Source organism: Cellulosimicrobium sp. 22598 (assembly GCF_052044445.1).
Lineage (GTDB): Bacteria > Actinomycetota > Actinomycetes > Actinomycetales > Cellulomonadaceae > Cellulosimicrobium > Cellulosimicrobium cellulans_G.
The window spans coordinates 472,094-494,930 of sequence record NZ_JBQEMZ010000001.1; the positions used below are offsets into that span (position 1 = coordinate 472,094).

Genomic DNA, 22,837 nt, shown 5'->3' on the forward strand with positions numbered 1-22,837 from the left:
GTCAGAGCGCGCCGTGGAAGGTGCGCGAGAGCACGTCGAGCTGCTGCTCGCGCGTGAGGCGGACGAAGTTCACCGCGTACCCGGACACGCGGATCGTCAGCTGCGGGTAGTTCTCCGGGTGGTCCATGGCGTCCAGGAGCGTCTCGCGGTTCAGCACGTTGACGTTCATGTGGTACCCCTCGGACCCGATGTAGGCGTCCAGGAGGCCGGCGAGGTTGGTCACCTGCTCCTCCTGGGTGCGCCCGAGGCCGCTCGGCACGACCGTGTTGGTCAGCGAGATGCCGTCCTGCGCCTCGTCGTACGGCAGCTTGGCCACCGACAGCGCCGAGGCGAGCATGCCGTGCGTGTCGCGCCCGTTCATCGGGTTGGCGCCCGGGGCGAACGGCTCGCCGGCGCGGCGGCCGTCGGGCGTGTTGCCCGTCGCCTTCCCGTACACGACGTTCGACGTGATCGTCAGGACCGACTGCGTCGGCACGGCGTCGCGGTACGTCGGGTGCGTGCGCACCTTCGCCATGAACCGCTCGACGAGGTCGACGGCGATCGCGTCGGCCCGGTCGTCGTCGTTGCCGTACGTGGGGTACTCGCCCTCGGTCACGTAGTCGACGACGAGGCCGCGCTCGTCGCGGACGACGGAGACCTTCGCGTGCTTGATCGCCGACAGCGAGTCCGCCGCGACGGACAGGCCCGCGATGCCGCACGCCATGGTCCGCAGCACGTCCTTGTCGTGCAGCGCCATCTCGATGCGCTCGTACGCGTACTTGTCGTGCGACCAGTGGATGCAGTTGAGCGCCTCGACGTACGTCTCGGCGAGCCAGTCCATCGTCGCGTCGAACTTCGCCATGACGTCGTCGAAGTCGAGCACGTCGCCCTCGACGGGAGCCGCCACCGGCGAGACCTGCTTGCCGGAGATCTCGTCGCGCCCGCCGTTGATCGCGTAGAGCAGCGTCTTGGCGAGGTTCACGCGAGCGCCGAAGAACTGCATCTGCTTGCCGACGCGCATCGGGGACACGCAGCACGCGATCGCCGCGTCGTCGCCCCAGTGCTGGCGGATGAGCTCGTCCGACTCGTACTGCACGGCCGAGGTGTCGATCGACACCTGGGCGCAGTATTCCTTGAAGCCCTGCGGCAGCGCCGGGCTCCAGAAGACCGTCATGTTCGGCTCGGGAGCCGGGCCGAGGTTGTAGAGCGTCTGGAGGAACCGGAACGAGTTCTTCGTGACGAGCGGGCGCCCGTCCTCGCCCATGCCGCCGATCGTCTCGGTGACCCACGTCGGGTCGCCGGAGAACAGGGCGTCGTACTCGGGCGTGCGCAGGAACCGCACGATGCGCAGCTTGATGACGAAGTCGTCGATGATCTCCTGCGCCTCGGACTCCGTGATGCGTCCGGCCTCGAGGTCGCGGTCGATGAACACGTCGAGGAAGGTCGACGTGCGGCCGAGCGACATCGCGGCGCCGTTCTGCTCCTTCACCGCGGCGAGGTAGGCGAAGTAGAGCCACTGGACGGCCTCGCGCGCCGACGTCGCGGGGCCGGAGATGTCGTAGCCGTACTCGGCCGCCATCTCCTTGAGCTCGCCCAGCGCACGGATCTGCTCCGCGTGCTCCTCGCGCTCGCGCACGACCTGCTCGCTGAACGGCTGCGTGTCGAGACCGAGCTTGTCGAGCTTCTTCGCGGCGATCAGGGCGTCGACGCCGTAGAGCGCGACGCGGCGGTAGTCGCCGATGATCCGGCCGCGGCCGTAGGCGTCGGGCAGGCCCGTGATGATGTGCGAGCTGCGGGCCGCGCGCACGTTCGGCGGGTAGACGTCGAACACGCCCTGGTTGTGCGTCTTGCGGTACTCGGTGAAGACCTTCTTCAGGGTCTCGTCGACCTCGTAGCCGTAGGTCTGCAGCGCGCCCTCGACCATGCGCCAGCCGCCGTTCGGCATGATCGCGCGCTTGAGCGGGGCGTCGGTCTGCAGGCCGACGATCACCTCGTGCGCCTTGTCGATGTAGCCCGGGGCGTGCGCCGTGATCCCCGCGGGCGTGTGGGGGTCGACGTCGTAGATCCCCATCTCGCGCTCCTCGGGGAACATCGCGGACAGCGTGTCCCAGATCCCCGTCGTGCGCTCCGTGGGCCCGGCGAGGAACGACGCGTCGCCCGTGTACGGGCGGTAGTTGCGCTGGATGAAGTCGCGCACGTCGACCGTGTCGCGCCACGGGCCGTCGGTGAAGCCCTCCCACGCGGGGACGTGCGCGGTGTCGTGCTGCGCGTCGACGCCGCCCTCCACCGCACGGCCGCCGCTCGTCGTGCCGGGTGCCTCGGAAACGCTGGTCATCTGGACCTCCCTCGTGCCTGACGCGCGGGTCCGCGCGCCGGCCGGACCCGCCGGCCTCGCGGGGGCCTCGGGTGGAGGCCCTCGGTCGAGGTTCCGACGGGCTCCTTCGCCACCTCCAGGCTAGGTTCACGCGGCGTCGCGCGGAGGGGTTTCGGGCCGTCCGGGGACCTAGGTCCCGAGCCGGGCGGGACCCCGCAGGAACCGCGGGATCTCGCGGTTCTCTCGCCCCTCGCACCCTGTCGGGACCACCCCTTGTGATGACCTTCACAAGCCCTCGGGACCCGGGCGCGACCGAGGCGGCACGCGCCCGTGACGCACGACACGGACGCACGTCACACGCCCGCCCGACGTGCTCGCGGCTTCCGTGTGAGACTGCCCGGGTGAAGCGCACCGTAGGGGTCGAGGAAGAGTTCCTGCTCGTCGGCGACGACGGCCATCCGGTCGCCCGGGCCGCGGAGGCCCTGGAGGCGTCGGGCACCGACGAGAAGGGCGGCGGGACCGGCTCGCTCGAGTCGGAGTTCATGGAGGAGCAGCTCGAGACCGCGACCCACCCGCGTCGCGAGCTCGACGACCTCGCGACGGAGATCCGCGCGGGACGGCAGCGCGCCCAGGAGGCCGCGGACCGCGTCGGTGCCCGGGTCGCGGCGCTCTCCACCTCGCCCCTGCCCTTCGAGGGCACCACCGTCTCCCGCCTGCGCTATCTCGAGGCCCGCGCCGCGTTCGGCCTCACGGCGCGCGAGCAGCTCACGAGCGGGTGCCACGTGCACGTCGCCGTCGCGGACGACGCCGAGGGGGTCACCGTCCTCGACCGCATCGGGCCGTGGCTCTCCACGCTCCTCGCGCTGAGCACCAACTCCCCGTTCTGGCAGGGCCAGGACAGCGGGTACGCGAGCTTCCGGTCCCAGGTCTGGTCCCGCTGGCCGACGTCGGGCCCGACCCGCGCGTTCGGGACGCCCGAGGCGTACCGCGCGGCGGTCGACGGCCTCGTCGCGACCGGGACGATCCTCGACGAGAACATGGTCTACTTCGACGCGCGGCTCTCGTCGCGCTACCCGACCGTCGAGATCCGCGTCGCCGACGTGTGCCTCGACCCCGACACGGCGACGCTCCTCGCGGCCCTCAGCCGCGGCCTCGTCGAGACCGCGGCGCGCGAGGCCGCGGACGGCGTCGCGCCCCCGGAGCTCCGCCCCGAGATCCTGCGGACCGCGTCGTGGCGCGCCGGGCGCTCGGGCCTCGAGGAGGACCTCGTCTCGCCGCTCACCTGGCGTCCCGCCCCGGCGCACGACGTCGTCGGACAGCTCGTCGCGCACGTGCGGGACGCCCTCGTCGACGCGGGCGACCTCGACGCCGTGACGGAGCTCCTCGGACGCCTCTGGTCCGGCGGGAACGGCGCCCAGCGCCAGCGCGCGTGGCACGCGGCGTCCGGCGGGGACCTGCGTGCGGTCGTCGAGCAGGCGGTCGAGGTCACGCACTCCTGACGCCCCGCCGGGGCGCCCGTGGCCGGGTGCCCGGCGCGCGCTACGGCGCGGTGAGGGCCGCCGCGCGGGCGCGGGCGACGACGTCGTGCACCGTCGCCCCCAGGACGTCCGGCAGCAGCCCGTCCGTCCATGGGCGCCCGTGGGAGACCCAGCCGGTGCGCGTGCCGGCGGCCCGGCCGGCGGCGACGTCGGCGTGCGCCGCGTCCCCGACCATCCAGACCTGTGCGCGGTCGGCGTCGGTCGCACCGACGCGGTCCAGCGCGATCTCGAGGAGCCGCGGGTCGGGCTTGTCGACGCCCTCCTCGCCGGACACGACGACGGCGTCGACGTGCGCCCCGACCCCGCAGCGGGCGAGCTTGCCGCGCTGCTGGGGGGACGTCCCGTTCGTCACCACGACCACCAGGTCGCCGTCGGCGCGCAGGGCGTCGAGCAGGTCGAGCACGCCGTCGTACGCGCGCACGTGGTCGAGGATGCCGGCGCGGAAGCGGTCGACCGCGGCGGGCAGGTCCTCGTCCCAGCCGAGACGGTCGACGATGACGCGCGCCACGTCGGTCTTGACGGCGAACCCGCCCCGGTCGGCCGCGACGATCGCCGCGAGGTCGGACGCGTCACGACCGGCGTGGGCGACGGCGGCGGCCGCCCAGGCGGCGAAGGCGTCGTCGCGGCCGACGAGCGTGTTGTCGAGGTCGAGGAGCCAGATCACGCCTGGACCCTAGCCCGGACGACCCCCGCACCGCCGAGGCGTCCGCGACGAGCGCCCTCGCTCCGACGACTCAGCCGCGGGTGAGTGCCGCGAGCGCGTCCAGCACGTCGCGCGCGACGTCGGCCGGCGTGAGCCGGTACGCCGAGGCCACCTGGTCCCGGGTCGCGTGGTCGAGGAACTGCGCGGGCAGGCCGAGCGCGTGCACGGGCGTGCGGACGCCGCCCTCGAGCGAGCGCTGCGCGAGGAGCGCGCCCACGCCGCCGTCGGCGACGCCGTCCTCGACGCTCACGACGAGGTCGTGCTCGCCGGCGAGCTTGACGAGCGCGCTCGGCATCGGCAGGACCCACGTGGGGGACGCGACGGTGACGTCGACGCCGTGGGCCGTGAGCGTCTGCGCCGCGTCGAGCGCGACACGCGCCATGGACCCGGGGCCGACGATCAGGACCCGGGCGCGGGGGGCCGCACCCTGAGGAGCGATCTTCGGCGCGTCGTCCGGCACGGCGAGCAGGTCCACGCCGTCCACCGTGTCGACAGCGGGCAGCGCGTCCCCGAGCGCTCCCTTCGGGTAGCGCACGACCGTCGGGGCGTCGTCCACGTCCACGGCCTCGCGCAGCGCCGTCCGCAGCGTCTCCTCGTCGCGCGGCGCGGCGAGCCGCAGGCCGGGCACGATGCGCAGCATCGCCATGTCCCACATGCCGTTGTGGCTCGCGCCGTCGTCGCCCGTGATCCCGGCGCGGTCGAGCACGAACGTCACGCCGGCCTTGTGCAGCGCCACGTCCATGAGGACCTGGTCGAACGCGCGGTTGAGGAACGTCGCGTAGACGGCGACGACGGGGTGCAGGCCCGCGAACGCCATGCCCGCGGCGGACGTCGCGGCGTGCTGCTCGGCGATCCCGACGTCGAACGTGCGCTCGGGGAAGGCCTGCGCGAACGGCTTGAGGCCCACCGGCTCGAGCATGGCCGCCGTGATCGCGACGACGTCGGAGCGGCGGCGGCCGATCTGGACGATCTCGTCCGCGAAGACGCTCGTCCAGCCGAAGCGCGACGGCGCGACCGGGAGCCCGGTCTCGGGGTGGATCTTCCCGACGGCGTGGAAGCGGTCGGCGACGTCCTGCTCGGCGGGCGTGTAGCCGCGGCCCTTCTCGGTGATCGCGTGCACGATCACGGGCGCCCCGTACGCCTTGGCCCGGCGCAGCGCGTGCTCCATCGCCTCGACGTCGTGCCCGTCGACGGGACCGACGTACTTGATGCCGAGGTCCTCGAACATGCCCTGCGGGGCGACGACGTCCTTGAGGCCCTTCTTCAGGCCGTGCAGCCACTCGTACGCGAACCGACCCGGGGCGCCGGACCGGTTGAGGGTGCGCTTGCCCCACTGCAGGAAGCTCTCGTAGCCGTGCGTGGTGCGCAGCGTCGACAGGTGGTGCGCGAGCCCGCCGATGGTCGGCGAGTAGGAGCGGCCGTTGTCGTTCACCACGACGACGAGGCGCCGGTCCTGGCTCTCGGCGATGTTGTTCAGCGCCTCCCAGGCCATGCCGCCCGTGAGGGCGCCGTCGCCGATGACCGCGACGACGTGCCGGTCGGTGAGGCCGCGCACGACGTTCGCCTTCGCGATGCCGTCACCCCAGGAGAGCGCGGTCGACGCGTGCGAGTTCTCGACGACGTCGTGGTCGGACTCGGCGCGCGACGGGTAGCCGGACAGGCCGCCCTGCTTGCGCAGCGCGGAGAAGTCCTGGCGCCCGGTGAGGAGCTTGTGCACGTAGGACTGGTGGCCCGTGTCGAACACGAACGTGTCGGTCGGCGACGAGAACACGCGGTGCATCGCTATCGTCAGCTCGACGACCCCGAGGTTCGGACCGAGGTGCCCGCCGGTGCGCGAGACCGAGTCGACGAGGAACGCACGGATCTCGCCGGCGAGCTCCCGCGTCTGCTCGAGGGTCAGCCGTTGCACGTCCTCGGGCGAGGTGATCGTGCCAAGCAGGCTCATGCAGATGCTCCGTTCCGTTCCCGTGCGACCAGCCCGACAACTCTAGGCCGTCCGGGCAGGTGACCTGCGCAGCGGTGCGCGGGGCGACGGGACCTTCACGCCATTGACGCACACTCCGGCGCCCGACGCACGGACCACCCGTTCGTGGAATCTCACTTCCGCACTGCGGACAACGACGGGCTCCGACCTCGTAGGATGGGGGCATGCGCTTCCTGCCCGGCCAGTCCCCCGCGACCGACCTCACGTACGGCGACGTCTTCCTCGTCCCGTCGCGTTCCGAGGTCGCCTCGCGCTTCGACGTCGACCTCTCCTCCGCCGACGGGACGGGGACCACGATCCCCGTCGTCGTCGCGAACATGACCGCCGTCGCGGGCCGACGCATGGCGGAGACGGTCTCGCGCCGCGGAGGCGTCGCGATCATCCCGCAGGACGTGCCGACCGACGTCGTCGCCGACGTGGTCGCCGACGTGAAGTCCAAGGACCCCGTCATCGAGACGCCCGTGGTCGTGGGCCCGCACGACACCGTGCACACGGCGCTCACCCTCATCGGCAAGCGCTCGCACGGCGCGGCGGTCGTCGTGGACGACGGCCGGCCCGTGGGCGTGGTGACGGAGGCCGACTGCGCCGACGTCGACCGCTTCACCCAGGTCCACCAGGTCATGACCACCGACCCCCTCGTCCTCGACGCGTCCGTCCTCGACGGCGGTCGCGCCGGGCTCGAGGCGGCCTACGAGCAGCTCCACAGCGCGCGCCTCAAGGTCGCGCCCGTGACGCGCGACGGGGCGCTCGTCGGCGTCCTCACGCGCAAGGGCGCGCTGCGCTCGTCCGTCTACGCACCCGCGCTCGACGCAGCGGGCCGCCTGCGCGTCGGAGCCGCCGTCGGGATCAACGGCGACGTCGCCGCCAAGGCCAAGGAGCTCCTGGCGGCCGGCGTCGACGTGCTCGTCGTCGACACGGCGCACGGCCACCAGGCCAAGATGCTCCAGGCGCTCGACGCCGTGCGCTCCGTCGGCCCGGACGTCCCCGTGGTCGCGGGCAACGTCGTGACCGCGGACGGCGTGCGCGACCTCGTCGCCGCGGGCGCCGACATCGTCAAGGTGGGCGTCGGCCCGGGCGCGATGTGCACGACGCGCATGATGACCGCCGTGGGGCGCCCGCAGTTCTCCGCCGTCCTGGAGTGCGCCGCCGCGGCGCGCGAGCTCGGCAAGCACGTCTGGGCCGACGGCGGCGTGCGCCACCCGCGCGACGTCGCCCTCGCGCTCGCCGCGGGTGCCTCGCAGGTGATGATCGGCTCGTGGTTCGCGGGGACGTACGAGTCCCCCGGCGACCTGCACGACGACGGGACGGGTCGGCTCTACAAGGAGAGCTTCGGCATGGCGTCGGCGCGGGCGGTCGCGGCGCGCACCGCGGGCGGGTCGCCGTTCGAGCGTGCGCGCAAGGCGCTCTACGAGGAGGGCATCAGCTCGGGGCGCATGTTCCTCGACCCGCAGCGCCCGGGCGTCGAGGACCTCCTCGACCAGATCACGTCGGGGCTGCGCAGCTCCGCGACCTACGCGGGCGCGTCGAGCCTCGCGGAGTTCGCCGACCGCGCCGTCGTCGGGATCCAGTCCGCCGCGGGCTACGAGGAGGGCCGCCCGCTCCCGGTGAGCTGGTGACCGCCGACCCGGCGGGCTCGCGCCCGGCCGCGCGCGAGCAGCTCGCCGCGCTCGCGCGCGACGGGGGCGCCTGGCCCGAGCCGTGGCGGCACGCCGTCGGCGCCCTGCGCGCCGACGCCCGTGGGGCCGCCGTCCTCCTGCTGTTCGGCGCGCTCGACCGCGTCCCCGCGGAGCACGCCGCGGCCTCGGTGCCCCGCGACCTCGACGTGCTCCTGCTCGCGCGCGCCGCGACGCTCGGCCACCACCCCGGCCAGGTCGCCTTCCCCGGAGGCCGCCTCGAGCCCGAGGACGCGGGCCCGGTCGGCGCCGCGCTGCGCGAGGCCGAGGAGGAGACGGGGCTCGAGCCCGACGGCGTCGACGTGCTCGGGACGCTCGGCGAGCTGCCCGTGCCGGTGAGCAACCACCTCGTCACCCCGGTCCTGGCGTGGTGGTCGCGGCCCACGCCCGTCCGCGCGGTGGACGCCGCCGAGTCCGCGCACGTGTTCCGCGTACCCGTCGCCGACCTCCTCGACCCCGAGCGGCGGCGCACGGTGACGGTGCGGCGCGACCGCCGGGTGCACAAGAGCCCCGGCTTCCTCGTCGAGGCCGACGGGCGCGAGCACCTCGTCTGGGGGTTCACGGGCGGGATCCTCGACGCGCTGTTCGACCGGCTCGGCTGGACGGAGCCCTGGGACCGGACCCGCACGCTCGACGCCCCGCTCTGACCCGGCGGCACCCTCGCGTCAGGAGGAGGGCCCCTGCGCCGTCGGATCCTGCGCCGTCGGACCGGAGAGCCGCCTGCCGAACGCGGGGTCGTCCGTGAGCGTCGCGGAGGAGCGGCGCACGATCTCCTCGAGCACGTCGAGGTCGACGGCGTCGAGGTCCTTGACGTAGAGGCAGCCCTTGCCGACGGTGTGCGGGCCGAGCCGCTCCAGGAGCGCGGCGTGGGCGTCGACGCCGTCCATGAGGTACACGGTCGTCGCGGCCTTGCGCGGCGAGAAGCCCGCCGCCGCCATGTCGCCCTCGCGACCGCTCGCGTAGCGGTAGTGGTAGGTGCCGAACCCGACGATCGACGAGCCCCACATCCGCGCGGGCTCCCCCGTGACCCGTCCCATCAGCTCGACGAGCCGGTACGCGTCGCGGCGCCGGACGGGGTGCTCCACCGCCGTGAGGAACGCCTCGACGTCCGCGCCGCTCGGCCGGGTCATGTTCTCGGTACCCATGCCCCAGTCTCTCGCCGCAAGGCGGCGACGCGCGAGATCGGCACTCCGGTGACGGTTCGGCGATCGTGGCCGCCGATGTCGGCCGGACGTGCCGACCTCGACCGAGCATGCCGATCTCAGGGCGAGATCGGCGCGCCGTCCGGAGACGACGGCGGGGCGCCCACCTCGAGAGGTGAGCGCCCCGCCGGGGTGCGCGTGCGCCGTCGGGCCGGACCGGGTCAGGCGACGAGCGACCGGAGCACGTACTGCAGGATGCCGCCGTTGCGGTAGTAGTCCGCCTCGCCGGGGGTGTCGATGCGCACGACCGCGTCGAACTCGACCGTCGTGCCGTCGGCCTTGGTCGCGGTGACCTTCACGGTCGCGGGCGTGGAGCCGTCGTTCAGCGCCGTGATGCCGGCGATGTCGAACGTCTCCGTGCCGTCGAGGCCGAGCGACCCGGCGTTCTCGCCCGCCGGGAACTGCAGCGGCAGGACGCCCATGCCGATGAGGTTCGAGCGGTGGATGCGCTCGAAGCTCTCGGTGATGACGGCCTTGACACCCAGGAGCGCCGTGCCCTTGGCCGCCCAGTCGCGCGACGAGCCGGAGCCGTACTCCTTGCCGCCCAGGATGACGAGCGGGGTGCCCTGCGCGGCGTAGTCCTGCGCGGCGTCGTAGATCGTGTCCTGCGCGCCCTTGACGAAGTTGAAGGTGTAGCCGCCCTCGACGTCGTCGAGGAGCTGGTTGCGCAGGCGGATGTTCGCGAACGTGCCGCGGATCATGACCTCGTGGTTCCCGCGGCGCGAGCCGTAGGAGTTGAAGTCGCGACGCGCGACGCCGTGCTCGGCGAGGTACTTCCCGGCCGGCGAGTCCACCTTGATGGCGCCCGCGGGGCTGATGTGGTCGGTCGTGACCGAGTCACCGAGCTTCGCGAGGACCCGCGCGCCGGAGATGTCCGTGACCGGCGACGGCTCCATGCCCATGCCCTCGAAGTACGGGGGCTTGCGCACGTAGGTCGACTCGGCGTCCCACGCGAACGTGTCGCCCTCGGGCGTCTCGAGCGCGCGCCACCGGTCGTCGCCCGTGAAGACGTCCGCGTAGTCCTTGGTGAACATGTCGCGGTCGATCGACGCGTCGATCGTCGCCTGGACCTCGTCCGGCGTCGGCCAGATGTCGCGCAGGAAGATGGGGTGGCCCGCCTCGTCCCGGCCCAGGGGGTCGTGGTCGAAGTCGAACTCCATGGTGCCCGCGAGCGCGTACGCGATGACCAGCGGCGGCGACGCGAGGTAGTTCATCTTCACGTCGGGGTTGATGCGGCCCTCGAAGTTGCGGTTGCCGGAGAGGACCGACACCACGGCGAGGTCGTGCTCGTTGACCGCCTCCGAGATCTTCTCGTCGAGCGGGCCCGAGTTGCCGATGCACGTCGCGCACCCGTAGCCGACGAGGTGGAAACCGAGCTTCTCGAGGTACGGCCACAGGCCGGCCTTCTCGTAGTAGTTCGTCACGACCTGCGAGCCCGGGGCCATGGACGTCTTGACCCACGGCTTGGCCTCGAGGCCCTTCTCGACCGCCTTCTTCGCGAGGAGCGCGGCGGCGAGCATGACCGACGGGTTCGAGGTGTTGGTGCAGCTCGTGATCGACGCGATCGCGACGGCGCCGTGGAACAGGTCGAACGTCTTGCCGTCCGTGTCCGTGACGCTCACGGTCTTGCGGCCGTTGGGCGTGATGGCGGGCGAGTCGGACGCCGGGAACGACTCCTTCTCCGCCTCGTCGACGAGGTCGCGGACCTCGGGCGCGTAGGTGGGCAGGTCGCGCTCGAACGCCGACTTCGCGTTCGAGAGCTCGATGCGGTCCTGCGGGCGCTTGGGGCCGGCGATCGACGGGACGACCGTCGCGAGGTCGAGCTCGAGGTACTCCGAGAAGACGGGCTCGACGTAGCTGTCGGAGGCGGGGTCGAGCCACAGGCCCTGCTCCTTGGCGTACGCCTCGACGAGCGCGAGCTGCTCGTCGCTGCGACCCGTGAGGCGCAGGTAGTCGATCGTCACGCCGTCGATCGGGAAGATCGCGGCGGTCGAGCCGAACTCGGGGCTCATGTTGCCGATCGTCGCGCGGTTCGCGAGCGGCACCTGGGCGACGCCCGCGCCGTAGAACTCGACGAACTTCCCGACCACGCCGTGCTGGCGCAGCATCTGCGTGATGGTGAGCACGACGTCGGTCGCGGTCACGCCCGCCGGGATGGAACCGTTGAGCTTGAAGCCCACGACGCGCGGGATGAGCATCGAGACGGGCTGGCCGAGCATGGCCGCCTCGGCCTCGATGCCGCCGACGCCCCAGCCGAGCACGCCGAGGCCGTTGACCATCGTCGTGTGCGAGTCGGTGCCGACGCACGTGTCCGGGTAGGCGCGCAGCACGCCGCCCACCTCACGGGTCATGACCGTGCGCGCGAGGTACTCGATGTTCACCTGGTGCACGATGCCGGTGCCCGGGGGGACGACCTTGAAGTCGTCGAACGCCGTCTGGCCCCAGCGCAGGAACTGGTAGCGCTCGTGGTTGCGCTGGTACTCGAACTCGACGTTGCGCTCGAACGCGTCCGAGCGGCCCGCGACGTCGATCTGCACCGAGTGGTCGATGACCATCTCGGCCGGTGCCAGCGGGTTGATGCGCGACGGGTCGCCGCCGAGCTCCGCGACGGCCTCGCGCATGGTGGCGAGGTCGACGACGCAGGGCACGCCGGTGAAGTCCTGCATGATCACGCGCGCGGGCGTGAACTGGATCTCGGTGTCGGGCTGCGCGTCCGGGTCCCACGACGCGAGCGCGCGCACGTGGTCGGCCGTGATGTTGGCGCCGTCCTCCGTGCGCAGGAGGTTCTCGGCAAGGATCTTCAGGCTGTACGGGAGGCGCTCGACACCCTCGACGGCGGACAGGCGGAAGATCTCGTACGAGTTCTCACCGACCTCCAGCGTTCCCTTCGACCCGAACGTGTCGACGCTGCTCACTCGTAGCTCCTTCGTGGCGAGACGGTGGCACGGATGCCATGGTTCAGGGGGCTTCGCCCAGCCTACGCCGGGCCGGCGCGCCGCTCAGGCCGGGCCCGGAGGACCGCCCTAGCGGTGGTCGGCGGCTCGTCCACGACCCGCTGCGACCTGCACCGCGACCAGCATACCCCATATATCTTGACGTCAAGATATATGGCCGTCCCATCCGCTCAGAGGTCGCAGTCGCACAGCAGGTTGAGCTCGACGACCTGCTCCCCCTCGTCGGGGCGCGCCCACGCCTCCGCCTCGGCGCGCGACGCGAAGCTCCGCCCGGCGAGCCGTCCGTTCGGCAGCAGGACGCCGACGCCGACGACGTCGCGCACGTCGTCGGGCACGGGGAACGCCCGGTCCCCCGCCGGAGCCGTCACCGCCGTCGTCCCGCTCGCCGTGGTCTCGCTCGTCGTGCTGGTGCTCGTCACGTCCCTCACCGTCCCGCTCGTCCGACCGTCTTCTCATCGTCCTCCCGGCACGCGCTCCGGCGTACCCGGGTTCGCGCAGGGCCGAGCGCGTCCGGCGACGTCAGCGCGTCAGGACCGCGACGGCCTCGAAGTGGTGCGTCATCGGGAAGAGGTCGAGCGCGCGCAGGGACGCGAGCCCGTAGCCGTGGCCGGCGAGGTAGGCGACGTCGCGCGCGAGCGCGGCCGGGTCGCACGCGACGTACACGACCCGGGACGGCTGCCGGGAGGCGATCGCCTCGACCACGGCGCGGCCGGCGCCGACGCGCGGCGGGTCGAGCACGACGACGTCGGCGCCGGTCTCGTCGCCCGCGAGCACCTGCTCGACGGGGCCGTGGTGCAGCTCCACCCGGTCGAGCCCGTGCGCGTTGCGGCGCGCGTCGCGCACGGCCCGCTCGTCGCCCTCGATGGCGACCACCGAGCCGGTCGCCCCGACGGCCGCCGCCAGGGGCGCGGTGAACAGCCCGGCACCCGCGTAGAGGTCCAGCACGCGCGCGCCCTCGACGTCCCCCGCACCGTCGAGCACCGCGCGCGCCAGCGTGGCCGGTGCCTCGCGGTGCACCTGCCAGAACCCGCCCGCCGCGACCCGGTACTCGTGCTGCCGGTCGCCGAGCACGACACGCTCGGTCACGCTGCGGCGCGCGTTCGGGCGCTGGTCGGGCGAGCCCGACCGCCACGGCTCGCCGTCCACGAGGAGGACCGGCGCCGAGCCGGCCGGGGCGACGAGCTCGATCCGCGTGCCCGGACGCCAGGTGCGCGTGAAGACCTTCTCGCGCGCCGCGAGCTCCGCCACGTCCTCGGTGGCGAGCGGCATGCCGTCCAGCGCGACGACGTCGTGCGACCGGAAGCGGTGCATGCCCGCGCGGCCCGTGCCGTCGGCCACGAGATCCACGCGCGTCCGGTAGCCGAGGCCGCCGCGCTCGGCGTCGCCGGGCAGACCCTCGACCTCTACCTGAGGGTCAACCTCGTCGAGGTCGACCTTCCCGAGCCGACGGAGCTGCTCCGCCAGCACGTCCCGCTTCCAGCGGCGCTGCGCGTCGAGCGCGACGTGCGCCAGCTCGCCGCCCCCGACGCCCCCGGGGCCGGCCTCCGGCCACACCGACGGGACGCGGTCGGGCGACGCCTCGAGGATCTCGACGGCGTCGGCGCGCCAGAACTTCGCGGCGTCCCCGCCCTCCGTGACGCGGGCTCGCACGCGCTCCCCGGGCAGGGTGTGACGGACGAAGACGACTCGACCCTCGTACCGCGCGACGCAGTGTCCGCCGTGCGCGACGGGGCCGACCTCGAGCTCGACCTCGACCTCAGGTCGAGGGTCGACCCGTGCCGACTGTCGCGTCGCCCGCCCCGCCGCGCGACGGGTCGTGCGTCGGCCACCCCGCGCGGCACGGCGGTCGGCGAAGGGGTCGGACGGTCGGTCGGAGGGCACGGCAGGACCACGCGAGGAGGACGGCATGCCCCCAGTATCCCGGACCCGGCCCGACGCACCCGCCGGGACGCCGCTCCGCGCACGCCGAGGGCCCGCTCCCCCCTCGGGAACGGGCCCGGGTCACGACCGTGGCCGCGCGGGGATCAGTACCCGGTGAAGCGCTGGCGGAACCCCTCGCCCTCGAGCCCGGTCTGCCCCTCGGTCGAGGCGAGCTGCCACGGCACGGACGCCACGACGACGCCCGGCGTGAAGAGCAGGCGGCCCTTGAGGCGCAGCGCGCTCTGGTTGTGCAGGAGCTGCTCCCACCAGTGGCCCACGACGTACTCGGGGATGTAGACGACCACGAGGTCGCGCGGCGACTCTCTGCGGACCGAGCGCACGTACGACAGCACCGGGCGCGTGATCTCGCGGAACGGCGAGTCCAGGACGCGCAGCGGGACCGGGAGGTCGAGCGCCTCCCACTGCCGCATGAGGTCCTCGACGTCCTCCGAGTCCACCCCGACGGTGACGGCCTCCAGCACGGACGGGCGCGACGCCCGTGCGTACGCGAGCGCCCGCATCGTGGGGCGGTGGATCTTGGACACGAGGACGATCGCGTGCACGCGGCTGGGCAGGGCGCGGGCCGCGGCGGCCTCGTCGCCGAGCGCGAGCTCGTCGCGCACCCTGTCGTAGTGCTTGCGGATCGACTTCATGAGCACGAACACGAGCGCCATCGCGAGGATCGCGATCCAGGCGCCGTGGGTGAACTTCGTGATGAGGACGATGACGAGGACCGTCCCGGTCATCGCCAGACCCACCGTGTTGACCACGCGCGAGCGCCGCATGCGTGCCCGCTCGCGGGGCTGGTGCTCGGTGCGCAGCGCGCGCGTCCAGTGCCGCACCATGCCGAGCTGGGACAGGGTGAACGACACGAACACGCCGACGATGTAGAGCTGGATGAGGCGCGTGACCTGCGCGTCGAACGCCCAGATGAGCACGATCGCCGCGACGGCCAGCGTGATGATGCCGTTGGAGAACGCGAGCCGGTCGCCGCGCGTGTGGAGCTGGCGCGGCAGGTAGCCGTCCTTCGCGAGGATCGAGCCGAGGACGGGGAAGCCGTTGAACGCCGTGTTCGCCGCGAGCACGAGGATGAGCCCCGTCACCGCGGACACGACGTAGAAGAGCACGGGCGCCCCGCTGAACACGGTCTCGGCGAGCTGCCCGATCACCGGGTGCTGCACGTAGTCCACGGGCAGCGGCTCCCCGTTCAGCGAGAGCTGCGTGTGCGGGTCCTCGGCGTAGTGCACGCCGGTCGCGCGCGCGAGGAAGAGGATCGACATCATCATCACGGCGGAGATGCCACCCAGCAGGGCCAGCGTCGTGGCGGCGTTGCGCGACTTGGGCTTGCGGAACGCCGGGACGCCGTTGCTGATGGCCTCGACGCCGGTCAGGGCGGCGCAGCCGGAGGCGAACGCCCGGGCCACGAGGAACGCGCCCGCGATGCCGATCAGACCCTGGTCGAACCCGCTCTCCGCCGTGAGCTCGAACTCCGCGCTCTCCGCCGGGCCGAGGTTGCCGGTGACGTACTGGAAGAACCCGACGATCGCCGTCGTGCCGATGGCCAGCATGAAGAGGTAGACCGGGATCGCGAAGAACGTCCCGGACTCCTTGACCCCGCGCAGGTTGACGAGCGTGAGGACGACGACGAGCCCGATCGCGAAGGCCGCCTCGTGGTCGCGCAGCGCCGGGATGGCGCTGGCCGCGTACTGCGCCCCCGACGAGATCGAGACGGCGACGGTGAGGACGTAGTCGACCATGAGCGCCGACGCGACGCCGACTCCCGCCGTCGGGCCGAGGTTGACCGTGGCGACCTCGTAGTCGCCGCCGCCCGAGGGGTAGGCGCGCACGTTCTGGCGGTACGACGCCACGACGGTCAGCAGCACGACCACGACCGCGAGGCCCACCCACGGCGAGATCATCGTCGCGCTGAGGCCTGCGAGGGCGAGCGTCAGGAGGATCTCGTCCGGGGCGTACGCGACCGACGACAGGGCGTCGGACGCGAACACGGGCAGGGCTACACGCTTGGGCAGCAGCGTGTGCCCCAGGTGCTCGCTGCGGACCGGCCGCCCGAGCAGCAGCCGCTTCGCGGCATCAGCGATCTCCGACACGAGGCCACATGCTATGCCCGACGGCGCCCGGTCGCGCTGGTGCGCGCCCGACCGCGCCGCGAGCGGTAGCGTTCGGTGCGTGCACTTCGTCATCATGGGCTGCGGCCGCGTGGGCGCGACGCTCGCCCAGTCTCTCGAGTCGAGCGGCCACTCCGTCGCCGTCGTCGACCAGAACCCCGACGCGTTCCGGCGCCTCCCGGCCGAGTTCACCGGCAAGAAGGTGACCGGGGTCGGGTTCGACCGCGACACGCTCGTGCAGGCCGGGATCGAGGAGGCCTACGCGTTCGCCGCGGTCTCCGACGGCGACAACTCGAACATCCTCTCCGCGCGCGTCGTGCGGGAGACGTTCGGCGTCGAGAAGGTCGTGGCCCGCATCTACGACCCCCAGCGCGCGGAGATCTACCAGCGCCTCGGCATCCCCACGGTCGCGACCGTGCGCTGGACCGCGGACCAGGTGCTGCGCCGCATGCTCCCGTTCGGCGCGACCGACGAGTACCGCGACCCGTCCGGGCGCGTGCGGCTCGCGCAGGTCGACTTCCACCCCGACTGGGTCGGGCGCACCGTCCGCGCCATCGAGGACGCCACCGGCGCTCGCGTGGCGTTCGTCAGCCGCTTCGGCGACGGGGTCCTCGTCACCGACCGCACCGTCCTGCAGGAGAACGACGTGCTGCACGTGCTCATGGACGACGAGCAGGCCGCCGTCGTCGAACGCAAGCTCACCCACGCCCCGAAGGTCGAGGCCGAGTGATGCGCGTCGTGATCGCCGGGGCGGGCTCGGTCGGCCGCTCGATCGCCCGCGAGCTCCTCAGCCACGACCACGAGGTCATGCTGATCGACAAGCAGCCGGCGGCCATGCGGGTCGCCCAGGTCGCGGAGGCCGACTGGCTGCTCGCCGACGCGTGCGAGCTCTCGACGCTCGCCGAGGCCAAGGTCGAGGAGTGCGACGTCATCGTGGCGGCCACGGGCGACGACAAGGTGAACCTCGTCGTGTCGCTCCTCGCCAAGACCGAGTTCGGGGTGCCCCGCACGGTCGCCCGCGTGAACAACCCGAAGAACGAGTGGATGTTCGACGAGTCGTGGGGCGTGGACGTCGCCGTCTCGACGCCCCGCATCATGACCGCGATGGTCGAGGAGGCCGTCGCCGTCGGCGACCTCGTCCGCATCTTCACGTTCCACCAGTCCGGCGCGGACATCCTCGAGGTCACGCTGCCGCCGACCTCGCCGCTCGTCGGTCACCGGGTCGGCGAGGTGAGCTGGCCCGCGGACACGGTGCTCGCGGCGATCGTCCGCGGCACGCGGCCGATCGCGCCCAGCCAGGACGACACGCTCGAGGCCGGGGACGAGCTGCTGCTCGTCACGGGCGACGAGGCGGACGAGGGTGCCCTCGGCCGGCTCCTCGCCGGCCGGACCGAGGTGGAGCCGACCGCTCCGGACGCGCCCGTCGAGGCGCCCGAGGCCGACGACACCCTTCTCTGACGGGGCGCGCGGCCGCGGTCGTCGGCTCTACGCCGACGGGGCCGCCGCGCCGTGCGGCCGGCGCACCAGGATCCACGTGAGCCACAGGACGAGGGCCCACAGCGGGATGCCCATGACGAGGCGCGCGGTGCCGAGCCAGCCGACGTCGCCGTCGAGGTAGAGCGGGACCTGGACCGCGAGCCGGGCGGCGAACAGGCCGATCCAGAGCCACGTCGCGGCGGTGTACCGGCGCATCAGGGCCCGGTCGGACCGCCAGGCGCGGGCCCAGCGGGCGAACGCGCCGGGCTCGCCGCCGTTCGCGTCAGCAGGTGCTGCGGCCGACGTCGCGGCCCCCACGGGCTGCTCGGCCGAGGCGTCCGGGGCGGCGGCCGCGTCGGGCGTCCCCTCCGCCGTCGTCCCGGCCGACCCGGACGCGCCGCCCGCGCCGAAGCCGCTGCGGAAGCCCTCGACCACGAGCCCGACGAGCGGCCAGCGGGCCAGGACGGAGACGAGGAGCGCGACGAGGTAGGCGGCGTTCGTCCACAGGCCCCACGCGAAGTAGTCCTGCGCCTCGCCCGAGCGCCACGCCCAGACCACGCCGATGCCGACGCCCAGGAGACCGCCGAACGCCTGCGTGACGGGAGTGCGCTGGACCAGTCGCGCCGCGACGGCGATCAGCGCCGCCGCGACCGAGGTCACGAGCGCCCACCGCAGGTTCGTCGTGGCGACGTAGACGACGACGAAGACGAGGCCCGGGGCGACCGACTCGACGAGCCCGCGCACGCCCCCGATCGCGTCGGCCACGGAGAAGTCCTGCCCGGCGAGCGCGCGGACGCCCCGGGCGCGACCGTCCTCGGGCGCGGCGACGTCGTCGACGACCGTCTCCGCGACCTCGGCGTCGTGAGCGATCCCCTCCGGAGCCTGCCCGGGGCCGGGACGGCCGTCCGCGGGACCGCCGCTCGCGTCGCTGCTGGTCGTCATCTGGTGGCGTCCTCGGTGGCTCGGGATCGGTCGGTCACGGTCCGGGCGTGCGGCCCGATCGGCCACCGCACGTCCGCAGGATCGTACGGCACCGCCGCGCGGGCGGGCGCGAGGTCACTCCCCCGGCTTGGCGAGGAGCTCGTAGCGCGGGTTGAAGATGGTGCGGCGACCGTCGACGTCGCACACCAGGCCCTCGACGAGGGCGCGACGGCCGGGCTCGATCCCCGCGATGCGACGACGGCCCAGCCACACGAGGTCCACGACGCCGGAGCCGTCGAACAGCTCCACCTCGACCGTCGGGACGCCCTCGCGCGGACGCAGCACGACCGACCGGAGGACGCCCGAGATCTTGGCCCGGCGGCGGTTGGGCAGCTCGGACACGGCGCGGCAGCCCTTCTGCCGTGCGGCCTCGGAGCGCTCCTCGTCGGCGGCGAGCTCCTCCTGGGAGGCGAGAGCGGTGCGCCAGGCGTCCCGCAGGGTGGGGGCCATGTCAGCGGATCTCCGTGATCTCCGGCCCACGCGTCAGCGGGTCGAACGAGGGCGTCTCCGGCGCGCCGGCGGGTGCCGGTGCCGCCGCGGCCGGCCCCTTGCCCGGCAGGTGCAGGGCGAGGAGGTCGCGCGGCGGGCGCGGGCTCTGGTCGCGCACGACGACGATGTTGGCGAACACGGACTCGAGCAGCCGGGCCTCGGCAGGGTCGACCGCCGCCTTGCCCGTGAGGACGCCGCGGAGGAACCAGCGGGGGCCGTCGAAGCCCACGAACCGCGCGGGGCGCACGCCCGGGCGCCCGTCCGGCGTCTGCGCGGGGATGCGGGCGAGCAGCTCGCGGCCGAACGGGCCGGGGAGGTCGTCGACCGTGCCGCCCTGCTTGGTCACCGACGCGGCGATCTCGCCGCGGATCTCGTCCCAGATGCCCTCCGTGCGCGGCGCCGCGAAGGCCTGAACCTGCAGCCCGGAGCCTGCCACGGCGCACGCGACGCCGGTGATGCGCTGGGTCTTCTTGTCGACCTCCATGCGCAGCTCCATGCCGGGCACGCCGGGCAGCCACACGGCGCCCAGGTCGAGGCGGGGCCCGCGCTCGGGCACCTGGGAGGAGTCGTACGGGCCGCGGGCCGGCTTCGCGTCGGTCGGGTCGGCGACGGGAGCGCCGTCGTCGACCTGCTCGGACGTCGCGCCCGACGGCGCCGACGGCTCGGGCGACTCGGTCGGCTCGGACGACCTGGAGCGACGGAACAGACCCACGGAGGAACTCCTTCACCTGCCCGGCCCTCGGCCGGGACTCCTCGCGGGGCGCTCGCCCCGCGCTGCTTCCACACTAGCCCGCGCAGCGACGGTCGTGGTGCGACGTTCGCTGTGCGACGACGGGCGTGCGGCTCCCGCGCCGTCGCCCGTACGCGACCTGTCAGGTCGCCGCGCCCCACCCGCCGCTCGACCCGAAGCCGCCCTCGCCGCGGTGCGACCCGGGCAGCCGCTCGGCCTGCACGAACCGCGCGCGCTCGACCTTCTGCACCACGAGCTGCGCGACGCGGTCGCCGCGGCGCAGGGCGACGGCCTCCCGCGCGTCGGTGTTGAGCAGCGTCACCTTGATCTCGCCGCGGTAGCCGGCGTCGACGGTGCCCGGCGCGTTGACGACCGTCAGGCCGTGCTTCGCGGCGAGGCCGGAGCGCGGGTGCACGAACGCCGCGTAGCCGTCGGGCAGCGCGATCGAGACGCCCGTCGGGACGACGACGCGCTCCCCCGGTGCCAGCTCGACGTCGACGGTCGTCACGAGGTCGGCGCCGGCGTCGCCCGGGTGGGCGTAGGACGGCACCGGGACGTCGTCGAGGAGCGTGATGAGGACGTCGACGTCCCCGGTCTCGGGCTGGTGGTGGTTCGGCACCCGGCAGAGCCTAATGGTCCGGGGCGGGCCGGGCGAGCACGTCGGGCGACGCCCCGACTGCTGGGATGATGGACCCATGACGGACCCCGCCGACCGCAGCACGCCCTCCTCGACCCCGGGAACCGCCGGGGCACCCCGCGCCGAGGGCCTGACGTCGTACCGCGAGCGGCTCGTCCCGGGCGTCGGCGGCTGGGCCGCGGCCCTCGGGTTCGCCCTGGTGCTCGGGATCGCGCTGTGGCCCGCGAGCCACGCGATCGCGCTCGGCGTGGGCGCGCTCGCCGCGGTGGCGGGCGTCGTCGCGCTCTGGTGGACCTCCCCGGTCGTCGCGGTGGCGGACGGCGAGCTCCGCGCCGGGCGTGCGCACGTCCCGGCGTCGCTGCTCGGTCAGGTCACGACCCTGGACGCGGAGGCGATGCGCGTCCAGCTCGGGCCCCGGCTCGACGCCCGCGCCTACGTGTGCCTGCGCGCGTGGGCCCGCACCGGCGTGCACGTGGTGCTCGACGACCCGCAGGACCCGACGCCGTACTGGCTCGTCTCCACGCGCCACCCGCAGCGCCTCGCGGACGCGGTCCGGGCCGCACGCGCGTCCTGACGGGTGCGGCGCGAGGCGCCGCCAGGAACGGCGAAGGCCGCCGCCCCGGGGGAGGGGGCGGCGGCCTTCGGGCGTCGTGCAGGTCAGGCGGCGCACTCCGAGCAGATCTGCTGCCCGTTCTTCTCGTACGCGAGCTGGCTGCGGTGGTGCACGAGGAAGCAGCTCGAGCACGTGAACTCGTCGGCCTGACGAGGCAGGACCCGGACGGAGAGCTCCTCGCCGGACAGGTCGGCACCGGGCAGCTCGAAACCTTCCGCCGCCTCGGTCTCGTCCTCGTCAACGACGCCCGAGCTCTTGTCGGAGCGACGAGCCTGGAGCTCCTGGAGCGAGTCCTCGCTGAGCTCCTCTTCACTCTTGCGGGGGGCGTCGTAGTCTGTTGCCATCTGTGGGGTCACTCTCCGGAGTATTCGTCGATCGCGACAGTGCTCGTCCGGGACCACCGGCGATGGCCGGTCGTGCCGGGCGGCACAGGTGCGGGGCGCGGGGGCACCCCGTGACGTGTCGTGCCCCGAGGTCGTCGAGGCGTTGCACGCTGGTCAATGCACGGCGCACCGGAATTGTTCCCGGCGGGCCACCGGATTCTGCACCATTTCCGGGAGGGATGCACCCTGTGGCACCCCGCCCGCCCGGTGTCGTTCGTCACGGGCGAACACGGGGTCGTCCGGGCCGGCCGGGCGGGAACGCTCCCAGTCCACCCGGCCGCGCTCAGGAGTCCGAGTCGGCGTCCGCGTCCTCGAGGATCCGGACGAGCCGGGCGACCGCCTCGGGCGGCCCCGCGACGGTCATCTCGCGGTCCGCGGCACGGCCTCGCAGACCCGTCACGCGCGCGCCCGCCTCGTGCGCGACGAGGGCGCCCGCAGCCATGTCCCACGGGTTGAGGCCGCGCTCGTAGTAGAGGTCGAGCTCGCCCGAGGCGACGAGGCACAGGTCGATCGCCGCGGAGCCGAGGCGACGGATGTCCCGCACCCGGGGCAGCACGTCGACCAGCACGCGCGCCTGTGCGCGGCGCCGCCCCGCGTCGTACCCGAAGCCCGTGCCGACCAGGCACTGCCCCAGGTCGGTCTCGGCGTTCACGCGGACCGGACGCCCGTCCACCGTCGCCCCGGCCCCGAGGCCCGCGGTCCAGGTGCGGCCGTCGACGACGGAGTGCACCGCACCGGCGAGGACGGTCCACTCGAGCGGGTCCGGCGGGCCCACCACGGCGGCGACGGACACCGCGTACGACGCGATCCCGTAGAGGTAGTTGACCGTGCCGTCGACGGGGTCGATGACCCAGGTGATGCCGGACGTGCCTGCGGACGCGCCCTCCTCCTCGCCGAGGATCGCGTCGTCCGGGCGGGCCGCCGCGATGCCGCGTCGCAGGAGCGCCTCGGAGTCGGCGTCCATGCGCGTCACGACGTCCGTGGCCGTCGACTTCGTGGCGGCCACCTCGACGCGGTCGGGGCGGCCGGAGCGGACGAGGTCCCCGGCCTCGCGCGCGAGGCGCTCGGCGAGGTCGCGCAGGTCGGCCACGGTCACGTCGTCGGGCTGTCGGGGGTCGTCGATGAAGAGGCGCAC

The 22,837-nt window shown here is 73.6% G+C and carries 20 protein-coding genes; 6 read left to right on the forward strand and 14 right to left on the reverse strand.

Annotated features, from left to right (window positions below; translation table 11 throughout):
- Position 1: 1 nt before the first annotated feature.
- The gene (pflB, locus tag ACTJIY_RS02200) at positions 2 to 2,314 is read right to left on the reverse strand and encodes a formate C-acetyltransferase (protein WP_440672962.1); all 2,313 of its coding nucleotides are present in this window, start codon (positions 2,312 to 2,314) and stop codon (positions 2 to 4) included.
- A 380-nt stretch (positions 2,315 to 2,694) separates the two neighbouring features.
- Here pflB and ACTJIY_RS02205 point away from each other — a divergent pair, with 380 nt between their 5' ends.
- Positions 2,695 to 3,792: a carboxylate-amine ligase gene (locus ACTJIY_RS02205; protein ID WP_253049152.1), complete on the forward strand. Its 1,098-nt coding sequence runs from the start codon at positions 2,695 to 2,697 to the stop codon at positions 3,790 to 3,792.
- 40 nt (positions 3,793 to 3,832) lie between these two features.
- On the opposite strand, the gene ACTJIY_RS02210 is transcribed toward ACTJIY_RS02205, so the two are convergent.
- Together ACTJIY_RS02210 and dxs are read right to left on the reverse strand one after the other, a co-directional pair.
- Positions 3,833 to 4,495 (reverse strand): HAD family hydrolase, encoded by a 663-nt coding sequence (locus ACTJIY_RS02210; protein ID WP_440672961.1) that lies wholly within the window; start codon positions 4,493 to 4,495, stop codon positions 3,833 to 3,835.
- A 70-nt stretch (positions 4,496 to 4,565) separates the two neighbouring features.
- Positions 4,566 to 6,479, reverse strand: coding sequence for a 1-deoxy-D-xylulose-5-phosphate synthase (gene dxs, locus ACTJIY_RS02215; RefSeq protein ID WP_253049143.1), 1,914 nt, complete (start codon positions 6,477 to 6,479; stop codon positions 4,566 to 4,568).
- Positions 6,480 to 6,682: 203 nt separating this feature from the next.
- On the opposite strand from dxs, the gene ACTJIY_RS02220 reads away from it, so the two are divergent.
- Both ACTJIY_RS02220 and ACTJIY_RS02225 read left to right on the forward strand, forming a co-directional pair.
- A complete protein-coding gene (locus ACTJIY_RS02220; protein WP_253049140.1) occupies positions 6,683 to 8,134 on the forward strand; it encodes a GuaB1 family IMP dehydrogenase-related protein in 1,452 nt (483 codons plus the stop codon).
- Positions 8,131 to 8,838, forward strand: a complete 708-nt coding sequence (locus ACTJIY_RS02225; protein WP_353709384.1) for an NUDIX hydrolase — start codon at positions 8,131 to 8,133, stop codon at positions 8,836 to 8,838. The genes ACTJIY_RS02220 and ACTJIY_RS02225 overlap by 4 nt, the downstream gene beginning before the upstream one ends.
- Positions 8,839 to 8,856: 18 nt before the next feature.
- On the opposite strand, the gene ACTJIY_RS02230 is transcribed toward ACTJIY_RS02225, so the two are convergent.
- The 5 genes from ACTJIY_RS02230 to ACTJIY_RS02250 all read right to left on the reverse strand — a co-directional run bounded on the left by ACTJIY_RS02230 (position 8,857) and on the right by ACTJIY_RS02250 (position 16,375).
- A complete protein-coding gene (locus tag ACTJIY_RS02230; RefSeq protein ID WP_440672960.1) occupies positions 8,857 to 9,336 on the reverse strand; it encodes a DUF1801 domain-containing protein in 480 nt (159 codons plus the stop codon).
- Positions 9,337 to 9,554: 218 nt separating this feature from the next.
- Positions 9,555 to 12,308: an aconitate hydratase AcnA gene (gene acnA / locus ACTJIY_RS02235; protein ID WP_440672959.1), complete on the reverse strand. Its 2,754-nt coding sequence runs from the start codon at positions 12,306 to 12,308 to the stop codon at positions 9,555 to 9,557.
- Between the two features lie 209 nt (positions 12,309 to 12,517).
- Entirely contained in the window at positions 12,518 to 12,766 is a 249-nt protein-coding gene (locus tag ACTJIY_RS02240) for a hypothetical protein (RefSeq protein ID WP_440672958.1), read from the reverse strand.
- A gap of 100 nt (positions 12,767 to 12,866) precedes the next feature.
- Positions 12,867 to 14,255 (reverse strand): class I SAM-dependent RNA methyltransferase, encoded by a 1,389-nt coding sequence (locus ACTJIY_RS02245; RefSeq protein WP_440672957.1) that lies wholly within the window; start codon positions 14,253 to 14,255, stop codon positions 12,867 to 12,869.
- 116 nt (positions 14,256 to 14,371) lie between these two features.
- Positions 14,372 to 16,375, reverse strand: a complete 2,004-nt coding sequence (locus tag ACTJIY_RS02250; protein ID WP_253049123.1) for an APC family permease — start codon at positions 16,373 to 16,375, stop codon at positions 14,372 to 14,374.
- A 94-nt stretch (positions 16,376 to 16,469) separates the two neighbouring features.
- Between ACTJIY_RS02250 and ACTJIY_RS02255 the strand changes: the two genes are divergently transcribed.
- Both ACTJIY_RS02255 and ACTJIY_RS02260 read left to right on the forward strand, forming a co-directional pair.
- Positions 16,470 to 17,123: a potassium channel family protein gene (locus ACTJIY_RS02255; protein ID WP_087472929.1), complete on the forward strand. Its 654-nt coding sequence runs from the start codon at positions 16,470 to 16,472 to the stop codon at positions 17,121 to 17,123.
- The gene (locus ACTJIY_RS02260) at positions 17,123 to 17,851 is read left to right on the forward strand and encodes a potassium channel family protein (RefSeq protein ID WP_353709390.1); all 729 of its coding nucleotides are present in this window, start codon (positions 17,123 to 17,125) and stop codon (positions 17,849 to 17,851) included. The genes ACTJIY_RS02255 and ACTJIY_RS02260 overlap by 1 nt, the downstream gene beginning before the upstream one ends.
- 27 nt (positions 17,852 to 17,878) lie before the next feature.
- Here the strand turns inward: ACTJIY_RS02260 and ACTJIY_RS02265 are convergent, their stop codons facing one another.
- The 4 genes from ACTJIY_RS02265 to dut form a co-directional block, all read right to left on the reverse strand.
- Positions 17,879 to 18,811, reverse strand: coding sequence for a DUF3159 domain-containing protein (locus ACTJIY_RS02265; protein ID WP_440672956.1), 933 nt, complete (start codon positions 18,809 to 18,811; stop codon positions 17,879 to 17,881).
- A gap of 114 nt (positions 18,812 to 18,925) precedes the next feature.
- Complete coding sequence (locus ACTJIY_RS02270; RefSeq protein WP_087471902.1) at positions 18,926 to 19,300, reverse strand: OB-fold nucleic acid binding domain-containing protein; 375 nt, start codon at positions 19,298 to 19,300, stop codon at positions 18,926 to 18,928.
- A 1-nt stretch (position 19,301) separates the two neighbouring features.
- Complete coding sequence (locus ACTJIY_RS02275) at positions 19,302 to 20,051, reverse strand: DUF3710 domain-containing protein (RefSeq protein WP_353709392.1); 750 nt, start codon at positions 20,049 to 20,051, stop codon at positions 19,302 to 19,304.
- Between the two features lie 160 nt (positions 20,052 to 20,211).
- A complete protein-coding gene (gene dut / locus ACTJIY_RS02280) occupies positions 20,212 to 20,688 on the reverse strand; it encodes a dUTP diphosphatase (protein ID WP_253049112.1) in 477 nt (158 codons plus the stop codon).
- 76 nt (positions 20,689 to 20,764) lie between these two features.
- Here dut and ACTJIY_RS02285 point away from each other — a divergent pair, with 76 nt between their 5' ends.
- A complete protein-coding gene (locus ACTJIY_RS02285; protein WP_253049110.1) occupies positions 20,765 to 21,280 on the forward strand; it encodes a DUF3093 domain-containing protein in 516 nt (171 codons plus the stop codon).
- 83 nt (positions 21,281 to 21,363) lie between these two features.
- Here ACTJIY_RS02285 and ACTJIY_RS02290 read toward each other — a convergent pair whose 3' ends face one another.
- Together ACTJIY_RS02290 and ACTJIY_RS02295 are read right to left on the reverse strand one after the other, a co-directional pair.
- A complete protein-coding gene (locus tag ACTJIY_RS02290; RefSeq protein ID WP_047234722.1) occupies positions 21,364 to 21,663 on the reverse strand; it encodes a DUF4193 domain-containing protein in 300 nt (99 codons plus the stop codon).
- Positions 21,664 to 21,985: 322 nt separating this feature from the next.
- Positions 21,986 to 22,837 (reverse strand): inositol monophosphatase family protein, encoded by an 852-nt coding sequence (locus ACTJIY_RS02295; protein ID WP_440672955.1) that lies wholly within the window; start codon positions 22,835 to 22,837, stop codon positions 21,986 to 21,988.

Coding starts and splice junctions, on each gene's coding strand:
- pflB (WP_440672962.1), bottom strand. CDS start 2,314: ATGACCAGCGTTTCCGAGGCACCCGGCACGACGAGCGGCGGCCGTGCG.
- dxs (WP_253049143.1), bottom strand. CDS start 6,479: ATGAGCCTGCTTGGCACGATCACCTCGCCCGAGGACGTGCAACGGCTG.
- ACTJIY_RS02220 (WP_253049140.1), top strand. CDS start 6,683: ATGCGCTTCCTGCCCGGCCAGTCCCCCGCGACCGACCTCACGTACGGC.
- ACTJIY_RS02230 (WP_440672960.1), bottom strand. CDS start 9,336: ATGGGTACCGAGAACATGACCCGGCCGAGCGGCGCGGACGTCGAGGCG.
- ACTJIY_RS02245 (WP_440672957.1), bottom strand. CDS start 14,255: ATGCCGTCCTCCTCGCGTGGTCCTGCCGTGCCCTCCGACCGACCGTCC.
- ACTJIY_RS02255 (WP_087472929.1), top strand. CDS start 16,470: ATGGGCTGCGGCCGCGTGGGCGCGACGCTCGCCCAGTCTCTCGAGTCG.
- ACTJIY_RS02260 (WP_353709390.1), top strand. CDS start 17,123: ATGCGCGTCGTGATCGCCGGGGCGGGCTCGGTCGGCCGCTCGATCGCC.
- ACTJIY_RS02265 (WP_440672956.1), bottom strand. CDS start 18,811: ATGACGACCAGCAGCGACGCGAGCGGCGGTCCCGCGGACGGCCGTCCC.
- ACTJIY_RS02270 (WP_087471902.1), bottom strand. CDS start 19,300: ATGGCCCCCACCCTGCGGGACGCCTGGCGCACCGCTCTCGCCTCCCAG.
- ACTJIY_RS02285 (WP_253049110.1), top strand. CDS start 20,765: ATGACGGACCCCGCCGACCGCAGCACGCCCTCCTCGACCCCGGGAACC.
- ACTJIY_RS02290 (WP_047234722.1), bottom strand. CDS start 21,663: ATGGCAACAGACTACGACGCCCCCCGCAAGAGTGAAGAGGAGCTCAGC.